Origin of the sequence: Bacillus sp. JJ1127 (genome assembly GCF_036965845.1) — a bacterium.
In the GTDB taxonomy this organism is placed as follows: domain Bacteria; phylum Bacillota; class Bacilli; order Bacillales; family Bacillaceae_G; genus Bacillus_A.
Window position 1 is genome coordinate 28,078 of the sequence record NZ_JBALQK010000026.1, and the last position, 9,291, is coordinate 37,368.

Annotated in this window: 10 protein-coding genes and 1 pseudogene; 3 read left to right on the top strand and 8 right to left on the bottom strand. The window is 34.3% G+C overall.

What is annotated here, in order from left to right; all coding sequences use genetic code 11:
- Window positions 1-26 precede the first annotated feature (26 nt).
- Window positions 27-353 carry a hypothetical protein gene (locus V7183_RS03700; protein WP_335358708.1) on the bottom strand — a complete coding sequence of 109 codons (327 nt, stop codon included), beginning with the start codon at window positions 351-353 and terminating at the stop codon, window positions 27-29.
- Between the two features lie 54 nt (window positions 354-407).
- Window positions 408-851 (bottom strand): hypothetical protein, encoded by a 444-nt coding sequence (locus tag V7183_RS03705; RefSeq protein WP_335358709.1) that lies wholly within the window; start codon window positions 849-851, stop codon window positions 408-410.
- Between the two features lie 596 nt (window positions 852-1,447).
- Here V7183_RS03705 and V7183_RS03710 point away from each other — a divergent pair.
- Window positions 1,448-2,848 (top strand): KAP family P-loop NTPase fold protein, encoded by a 1,401-nt coding sequence (locus V7183_RS03710; protein ID WP_335358710.1) that lies wholly within the window; start codon window positions 1,448-1,450, stop codon window positions 2,846-2,848.
- Between the two features lie 361 nt (window positions 2,849-3,209).
- On the opposite strand, the gene V7183_RS03715 is transcribed toward V7183_RS03710, so the two are convergent.
- From V7183_RS03715 to V7183_RS03725, 3 genes are all read right to left on the bottom strand, one after another.
- Window positions 3,210-4,340 (bottom strand): site-specific integrase, encoded by a 1,131-nt coding sequence (locus V7183_RS03715; RefSeq protein ID WP_335358711.1) that lies wholly within the window; start codon window positions 4,338-4,340, stop codon window positions 3,210-3,212.
- A gap of 117 nt (window positions 4,341-4,457) precedes the next feature.
- The gene (locus tag V7183_RS03720; protein WP_335358712.1) at window positions 4,458-4,694 is read right to left on the bottom strand and encodes a hypothetical protein; all 237 of its coding nucleotides are present in this window, start codon (window positions 4,692-4,694) and stop codon (window positions 4,458-4,460) included.
- A 79-nt stretch (window positions 4,695-4,773) separates the two neighbouring features.
- Window positions 4,774-5,745 carry a DUF4062 domain-containing protein gene (locus V7183_RS03725; protein ID WP_335358713.1) on the bottom strand — a complete coding sequence of 324 codons (972 nt, stop codon included), beginning with the start codon at window positions 5,743-5,745 and terminating at the stop codon, window positions 4,774-4,776.
- A 249-nt stretch (window positions 5,746-5,994) separates the two neighbouring features.
- On the opposite strand from V7183_RS03725, the gene V7183_RS03730 reads away from it, so the two are divergent.
- Window positions 5,995-6,504, top strand: a complete 510-nt coding sequence (locus tag V7183_RS03730; protein ID WP_335358714.1) for a hypothetical protein — start codon at window positions 5,995-5,997, stop codon at window positions 6,502-6,504.
- A 42-nt stretch (window positions 6,505-6,546) separates the two neighbouring features.
- Here V7183_RS03730 and V7183_RS03735 read toward each other — a convergent pair whose 3' ends face one another.
- Together V7183_RS03735 and V7183_RS03740 are read right to left on the bottom strand one after the other, a co-directional pair.
- A complete protein-coding gene (locus tag V7183_RS03735) occupies window positions 6,547-6,783 on the bottom strand; it encodes a hypothetical protein (protein WP_335358715.1) in 237 nt (78 codons plus the stop codon).
- A 223-nt stretch (window positions 6,784-7,006) separates the two neighbouring features.
- Window positions 7,007-7,177, bottom strand: coding sequence for a hypothetical protein (locus V7183_RS03740; protein ID WP_335358716.1), 171 nt, complete (start codon window positions 7,175-7,177; stop codon window positions 7,007-7,009).
- A 513-nt stretch (window positions 7,178-7,690) separates the two neighbouring features.
- Between V7183_RS03740 and V7183_RS03745 the strand changes: the two genes are divergently transcribed.
- Window positions 7,691-8,830, top strand: a complete 1,140-nt coding sequence (locus tag V7183_RS03745) for a site-specific integrase (protein WP_335358717.1) — start codon at window positions 7,691-7,693, stop codon at window positions 8,828-8,830.
- 109 nt (window positions 8,831-8,939) lie between these two features.
- Here the strand turns inward: V7183_RS03745 and V7183_RS03750 are convergent.
- Window positions 8,940-9,291 (bottom strand): annotated as a pseudogene (locus V7183_RS03750) (DUF1015 domain-containing protein); the annotation flags it as partial.

A 9,291-nucleotide genomic window follows, 5' to 3' on the forward strand; every position in this document is an offset into this window, starting at 1 on the left:
AATAAAGCCCGTTATTTTCTTTAGCATTATTTCTCCCACCATTTCTCTTTTAACATACTTGATGCTAATTTCCGCATAAATTTGCTGTCACTATGTGAAGAAATATCTTCTAATAATTTAATAGCGATTTCCTCATTAGATTGTTTTTCATCAATATCTAGTATTTGTTCCACTTTTTTTGAAAGCTCCACTGTATCTACACTGATTCCTTTTTCAACCGCTTCTATAATTGACTGATTCATAGGTAATTTAGATTCCGCTTTAGCTAATTCTAATGCTGTGTTAGAAACTTGATTCTCAAAGTTCCTCTGAATTAATTGCAGCTCATTTTGAGTATTATTATTCTCTGACATTTCCATTCCCCTTCTTTAAATTCGTATATTAACATAATATCATTAAAATGTATTTTATACTAACCTAGTAAATGGTGGACAAAAACAAAAAAAGTCGCCCTCACAGGCGGTTTTATATTGCGCAACTATACCATTACCTTCCAACTCCGCGACCATTTCGTTCAATACGTGTTCCTTCAGATACAAAAACGCTGCTACCTCTTCCCTCGTCATTCCCCTTTGCGAGCACACACTATCCAGCAATAACCAATCTGCATTCCCTACAAAATTCCGAAAGTGCTTCCTATCTTCTTCAAGTACGAGCATCGTTTCTAATTCTTCCATACCTACTATCGCCCGCTTCCTGCCTAATTCATCCATATAAAACACTGATACTGTGTCGCATGCTTGATAAATCTCAAACATAGAAGTCTTCTTTCCTCGCTTCACTTCCACCGGATACCACATTAACTCCTGCCCATCTGACATCGATATCTCGTATAAATTCGACTGCTCCATTACCTTATCCCCTTTTACGTTAATTGATAGCGCCTTCTGTGTAAAATTTTAACAGGTAGGTATTAACGTAGTGTAAAGCGGATATGAAGTTTCGTTATAGATTTACGCATATTATCCCGTTTATTCCACATTTTAAATCCGTTTTTCCTAGATAATTATCAGCGAAATCGAGTACGTATATTCGAAGCAATACAAATACATTAGAACGTTTTATCGTTTGAAAAGCGTAAACACTATACTCGCTTTACACTGACGTTAAAAGTTTCAGAATCACATCCGTCTGAACCATTCACCTGGTTAAAACCGAAAATTACTATACCTTGCTATATTCGATATAACACGTTTCTTCCTTATATGGCATGGATTATCGGCGTTATAATAATTTCGTTAGAGGTGACGATGACAGACGGAAATCTGGTGAAAAGGAAAGCATTGGGAAATCGTTAGAGAGTACGTTGTGATTGTACAGGTACGATGACGATTTCAGTGCGTGGGAGGACTATCTGAACACTTTGCATTTTGTGAAATTAACCAAAACATCATAATATATGGTAAAATTTATAACAATTAATTAGTCAATTTGAGGAGGAAAATGATTGATAGATAAATTACAATACTTGCCATTAGAAGAGATAGAAAAAGATAAACTTGGATTTAAAGAAAAAGCAGAAGAAATCGCTAATTTTATTAATGAATTTTCTCCTAAGTTACCATACTCTCTTTCTATTAACGGATCATGGGGAGCAGGTAAATCTACGATGTTAAATTTCATCGAAAATAATTTAGATAAAGGAAAGTGCATAACAGTTCGCTTTAATCCTTGGATGGTATCTGAACATGAAGAATTGATTAAAAGTTTATTTGAAGAAATATACTATGCAATGGGTGAAGGTAATTTTCAAACAGCCAAAGATAAATTTTTAAAATACGCAGAAAAAATAGTACCTTCATTGACAAAAGCGATATCATTTGCTACTGCCTATTTAAATGGAATTACCCCTGCAGCAGCTACTACAGTGGCGAACATTGCAGGAGATACAGTTCAAGGGATTAGTAATATAGCATTCGATAAACCTTTATCAAAAAGAAAACAAGAATTAAACGATGCAATGGAAGAAACCGTGAGGGAAGATAAGCGAAAAATTGTTATTATGATTGATGAGTTGGATAGACTATTTCCAGAAGAAGTTATTACCATTTTCCAAATGATTAAGTCTAATTTAGATCTACCAGGGTTATTCTTTGTAGTGGCAATGGATGAAGAAGTTGTATTTGATGCTTTAACAAAGAAAGGGGTTAGTAAACCAGAGTATTACTTACAAAAGATTTTCCAAAGAAAGTATATAATTAATACAAAGTATCAACTCATGACATTGACCGATAACTTTATTTTTAATAACTTCAATATAGAAACAACAGAATCTCAAAACGCTTTGGAAGAATGTCTAAAAGCATATTTTTATTTACAAGAAGAGTATTTTGCATTAAATGATTCCACAGAAAACATTCTATTCGATAGGTTCCGTCGTAAAGGATGGATAACTGTCGTAAAGAATGACGAACAAATAAAAGAATCATATCTAGAGGTGTTTGATGCTCTTATGAGCGAAGTAAACTTACATAACCCTAGAACATTTTTAAATTTTAAAACATCACTATTAGAGCATTGGTCAGACTACTATAATCATATATTTAAAAAAGAACTTAAAATGCCTTTCTTTATTCATGCAGCTTTTTTAATTTTTCTTTCTCACTATATTTATCCTAGTTTTGTAGAAATTAAAACTTTTACTAGACCAATAGAAACACAGAAAGATGTACCAAATTTTTTAAAGATTATATCTAACCATTTAAGTGTAATTATTCCTTATTTCGAAGAATTGAAAAGTAACTCTTACGATCAGCAGAGTAAGATACAGTATCCAGAATCCATGATACATACTGCCATTCTTTATTTATATAAATTCCCTGACGATGTAAGGATTTTAGAGATGTAAAAATTTCAACATACTCAATATCAGTTAAAAACTGAAAGAATTTGGTCCGTTATTATTTAAGTATCAACTTTATAATCAGCAAAACCGCTATTCCAAAGGTTTTACTATACGGACCGTTTCTTTCCTTTTAATTACTCCAGTAATACCTTCGGTGCACGACAAAATGTACGTATGCTAGTCGTTAACAGCTTCCCAATTGTATTAACTTTTAAGGCAGGATGCACCAATAAATAAATTACACAGCATATAGATCAATTAAATTATGTGTTTTTACGTATTGTAAAACAACCATTTTTTCTTTCTGAACAATAGTTATCTTTTTACTATTCATTCGGATTAAATACCTCACAAATATCTCTATTCACCAAAACATCTCATCCAGCCTATCCGCCACCTCTCGCTGCATCGTCGGCAATACATGACTGTACGTATTAAGTGTCGTCAATATATCTGTATGCCCCAAACGCTCTGATATCAGCTTTACATTGACATTTTGTTGTATCAGCATAGTCGCGTGAGTGTGACGTAAATCATGAAATCGTATTTTAGGTAGTCCGAGTTTTTCGATTAAGTTATAAAATTCCTTACGACAATTTCGCGGAATCAATGGGTTGCCTTTACGTGCACATATCACTAGATCGTTATTGTCGTAGTCCCTACCGTAATATTTACGTTCTTTCTTTATCATTTCACGATGTAGCTTTAACTCTTCGACTAGTTTTAACGGAATATGTACATTACGTATACTTGCATTATTTTTAGCACCTACTTTAATCTTTCCCGCCTGAGTTAACGTTTGCCGTATGTAAATTATCCTATTTTCGAAATCAATATCGCTCCACCTTAACGCCATAATTTCTCCTTGACGCATTCCCGTTAGTAGTGCGATTACACAAGCGATGTAAAAACGAGTAGGTCGATAGACATTTTTCCCCTCACTTATAAAATGATTTACTTGTTCTAAAGTCCATACGTTTATTTCCGATGTTTTTCTTAACTTAGGTAACGTAATCCCAATCGTAGGATTCTCGTTAATTAACTTTAAAACTTTTGCTTTTCTTAAAGAAGCGCTAACTATCCTATAAATGAGATGAACGGTAGCTGGCGCATAACCTATATCGATAGTTAAATCATTAACGAATTTTTGCATATGTATCGGTTCAATCTGCCTTAATTGAAAGTGTCCTATTCTTGGTTTGATTACATTTTCCAAGTACATTTTATGAGTTTCAAAAGTAGACACTTGTAAGTGAAAAGATCGCTCCTTCATCCATTCATCGACGTATGTACTATATTTCATAGTTGATATATCCGTAAATTCTTCGTCTAACATTTCGACTTGTAATTTTATCATCGCCTCGTAGGCTTCACGTTTAGAAGCAAATCCTCTTCTCTTAACTTGCCTACGCTTTCCTGTAAATGGATCTTTCCCTCTATCAAACATGAAGTACCAGTGGCCTCTTGCTTTATCAAAAAGAACGCTTCCCTTCATCCGTCATCCCTCCCCTATATTAATTTCGTATCATTTTATCGTTTTCCTCTTAACAAAGAATATGTCCTTCTTTCTGCGTAAAATAAAAACGCCTCTGTTTAAGAGACGTCGATAACACTATTTCGTTTTAATTAATGGCTTTATTTTCTCTACGATACTATCAGCGAATGCTTTTACTTCTTCGTTATCTTGTTGCTCGCAATGGTGTATAATCGCTTTAAGTTCGTCTTGTATGTGGTTATTAAACGCCGATTCCGCTCTTAATTCCTCGAATCTCTCTTCGATTTTTTCTACCCAACTTTTTCCTTTCGGACTAGCAGCCGTTTCAAAATCGATAACGGGTTTCTTCGTCATTTCAACTACCTCCTGTAAAAAGTAAATACATCTATAATTCTACTTAATGTATGAGGTTCCTTTTTAAACAAATAGTATATCAAACTTGTGTTTTGTTCTTCTCAAGTAATACTAATTTCATAAATTTAAATCCTTCTTTACTCGTTTGAATCATCTCGTGCCCTTGTCCTGAAAATTTCACTTTCTCAACAAGGCCGAATGACATTAAAAATGGAGAAACAGTATAAAAAAGAAACTTTCGTATATTACTTTCTTTTCCATCACTCACATTATGTATTCCAGTAGCAAAACTATTTTTAAAGGTTAAAAATAGATCGTAAATTTTCATATTTTCCCCTGCATGCTTTCCATTTAAATCCTTTTCTCTAATTAAAATCTCTTCTTGTTTCAATGCTCTTCGTACATCTTCAAAAGGAAGACCATCTATCTCTAACTTATTAGTTACCTCTCTCTGAAGTTTTTCTAATTTACTTTGCAAAACATCTTTTTCTTTTAATAACTTAATATAATTTTCTTTTAAACTATTAGTGCCCTCGATTTCTGTACCAGAAACCCAACCTGAAAGTGTATTATCTTTCTCAAATTCTTTTAAAGATTCAAGTACAGCAATCTTTATGTCTTTCAAATCAGAGTAAAACTTAGATATTTTGCTTAAAACAACGTCTTTAAACTCTTGGTATTCACTGTAATTGTCTTGTTCTAAGACACTCATGCCACAATCTTTTACTTTTTGTTCTAAGGCGTCTTTAGTAATTACAATTGCAAAACGAGGCTTTTTCAATTCCTTAGCATATTCATATTCCCAATGCGTATAACTCATTCCTGTCTCAGGATCAATTGAACCGTATCTTCCTCCTAAAATAAGCATATATACATCTGACTCTTCTATCCATTTCTTAATAGTTTCTTTCTGTGAAGTATCTCCCGCCTTAAACAATTCCATCCCAGCGGGAAGATGCCCTGCGTTTAATACGGCTTGTACCGCGGTTTGCCTTTCTTCTTTTAAATCCGTAAATGTCGATGAGATAAAAACTTGTAATTTCTTTTGCATAACTCCCGTCCCTCTTTTCAGGTATACAAATTATTTATATAAGCCTACTTTTCCAATTTTACCATAATAAGAGAGAATTAATCATTTGTTTAACTCCATTATTAGCTGGGACTTGTAGCACATATTTATGACTTTTGCATAGATAATACAACTCGTTAGTTTTACCGAAAAGTCTTTATCATTTATAAAAGGTTTATATCAAAAGTCGGCGAATCATAACAACATGAGGAAAAATTAGGAGGAAGATTTATGTTTAAAAATGATACTGATTATATCAATGAGAGTTATTTCGAATGGCATACAAGTGATTCTGAAGTCCTTCAAAGAGTTTACGACCGAGAAGAAGTACTGAATGATGGTGTAATTGTACATATCAAAATGAAAGGGAATAATACTCAAATTAATGAATACGTTATCGAGAAAGTAGGACCTGAACAAATTAGATTTAAAGAACCTATTCATATTAGAGGAAGAAAGAAAATACAAATACCTATTTCCTCTATTGGGTATTCGAACAAGCCCGAACTTATTAATTACGAAATTCATCTCGAAGGTTTATGCCTCTCTAGCGATAAAGACCGGCTAATTCGAAGTATGGCTAAAATAGCAGAAAAACAATCCGATGAGATATCTAAACTTATCAGAAGGCAAGTTACAGATTTAAAATTGGCTTACAAACATCATGTTGAACATAAAGCGAAACTAGAGAAAGAACGTGAGTCTCACGGTTATCAAGCACTTCCTGTTGATATAAATTAGAAAAGCTGGCATAGCGTCGGCCTTTCTTCGTTTGACTTGTAGTTACGGCGGTCGACTCCGTATCTCCTCCGCTACCTTCATCGATACCTCACCGCTATGCCTACGCGATAACTGTCGTTCGCTTATAATTGGGTATTCATTATTACGTACTTTCATACGATCGTTGTCGTGCAATTCTTCGTATAGCAACAAATCGGATAATCTTTCGATTTGTTTCGGTTCGGGACGCTCTCCCACATTCGTTTGTTTATTCGTCCTCCTTAACGATGTTTTTGACATGTGTCGTTATGAATTTTCTCAATACGATACATATAGCCCTCTACCGACAAAAATGTTAATATATGGCTACACCTTTTCTTTTGACCTATATTATTAGGTCTTTTTTTCTGACCGTTACCTTATACCTTCGTTACTTAATGCTTTCCTTACCGATAACACTCACCGATAAATACATTCGTAGATTTCTAGATTCTTGTCTGTATATTTGACCGTAGAATTTACGTTAGTGACTTCTTTTTGCTGACGATATCATCCGCATGTATTTCGAAGTCGCCATCCAGTTTCGAATGTGATACTTACGGTCGACTTCGTTAAATACCGCTTCTAACGGTGCTATCTCCTTGTTGAGATTCGCTAGAAGACGTTGTAACCTACCTGCTGTTATATCTTTCATCGTAAACACCCCCTATTTATCACCCTTTTAGATTTTTCATATTGCGCTCTATATAAAACTTATTATTTTTTATTTATAAATTCGTTTATTCTTATAAAATAAGTATTAAAACCTTACAACTTCGCTTACGCTCGTTGTATCTCATCATCTATTAGCGGCGTTCTTTTATATAAGTGATTACCGCCGAATATATTAATGATGGAAGGGTATTTCGCTAGAAATAGACTTCAAGGTTTTGGCTCTTAATCTTTTTCTTGTTAAAAGATAGTTCTTGTTAAGAGTTAGTTCTTGTTAGTGTGAACTACAACCATGTGTGGAAGTCGCCATATGTGGTTACGCGTCACATGGACTGATAGATTCCGGCTCATTTCCGAATATAGCTAGTTGACTTTTTCAAAAAACTAACTTAATTTACGTTTTTCTACCTCTATACAAAGAGTGACCGTTGTCTTAAAATACAAGTAATGGAAACTGTTCACACGTCTTGTGACCTATTAAGGGAGGTCATTCGATATGAATGGAAGCATTAAACAAAATAAACAAACGGGCAAATGGGACTTTGTGTTTAGTATTAATAAGGACCCAATGACTGGTAAACGAAGACAAATAAGACGTAGAGGCTTCGCATCTAAACGTGAGGCTAATGAAGCGATGGTTAAACTAAAGGCTGACTATTTAAATGACAATCTTCATGAACCTTCTCATATGACTTATGAGGCGTATATGGAACAATGGTTTAGGGAAAGAAAGGGTCAATTAAGTACGTCTGCTCATCGATCAAGTTATTCTTATTATCAGTATGTTATCAAGCCAAATTTGGGCCATTTTAGGTTACAAAACATCACGACGGTACATTTACAGCATTTTATTACAAAGCTAACTGAAGAAAATCACTATGCCGAGAGAACTATCCATGCCATCTGTAGGATAATAAAAGCTTCATTAAACCGTGCTAAAGTTCTGAAATTAATAAAAAACAGTCCGGCGACAGATGTTATCTTACCTAAGATACCTAAAAAAGAGTTAGAAGTATGGGATTTAGAACAAGTGAATTATTTCCTGGCGGAAAGTAAGAGATTTAAGTACGTAACAAGATTTAATATTAGTTTTTTTATAGCCGTACTTACAGGAATGCGATGCGGTGAAATTTTAGGATTGCGTTGGTCTGACATTGATATGGAAAATAACCTAATTTATGTCCGTCAAACTTTGGAGGAATCAAGGGAATTAAAGTACGGGGCTAAAAATAAAAGTAGTATACGTACGATTCATATCCCAAACATTTTGGTAGAAGAACTAAAATCCCATCGTCTATTTATTAAATACGAAAAAGAAAAAGCCGGCGATAGATACACCGACTTAGACTTAGTTCTTCCTACAAAGTACGGTAACCCTTTAACATCTCGTAGTATACGTAGATCGTTCCACGACATAACCAAAAAGCTTGGGTTACCGAGAATAAGGTTCCATGACTTACGGCACACGCATGCTACTTTACTAATACAGCAAAACGTGAATGTAAAATTAATTTCTGAACGATTGGGGCATTCCAAGATACAAACGACACTTGATACGTACAGTCACGTACTTCCGGAGATGCAACGTACTATCTCCGAAAAGCTCGACCAAGTATTCGAAAAGTGTGACCGCTAGTGTGACCACTATTCTAAACGTGGATTGTATAGTTACATTTTATAGGGTAAAAAGACGGTAATTTTTCTCTTCGTTATATTTTATTAGTATAACAAAATTAACGTTTTATCTATTCTAAAGAATGTATAATCAGTCCGCTACGAAGCTTCGGTTCAAACCAAGTTGACTTCGGTGGCATAACTTCTCCCGCATCCGCAATCATTAATAAATCCTCCATTAATGTTGGATATAATGCGAACGCTACCTTATAGTCACCACGATTTACAAGACGCTCTAGTTCCTCTAAACCTCGAATTCCACCGACGAAATCAATCCGTGCATCTGCACGTGGATCGTGAATTTGTAGCACTTGGCTTAACAGATGATCTTGTAAAATAGATACATCTAACCGTTTTACAACATCATGAACATCAAATGTTTCTTTTTTCACAGTTAGTTTGTACCATAGATGATCCAAATAC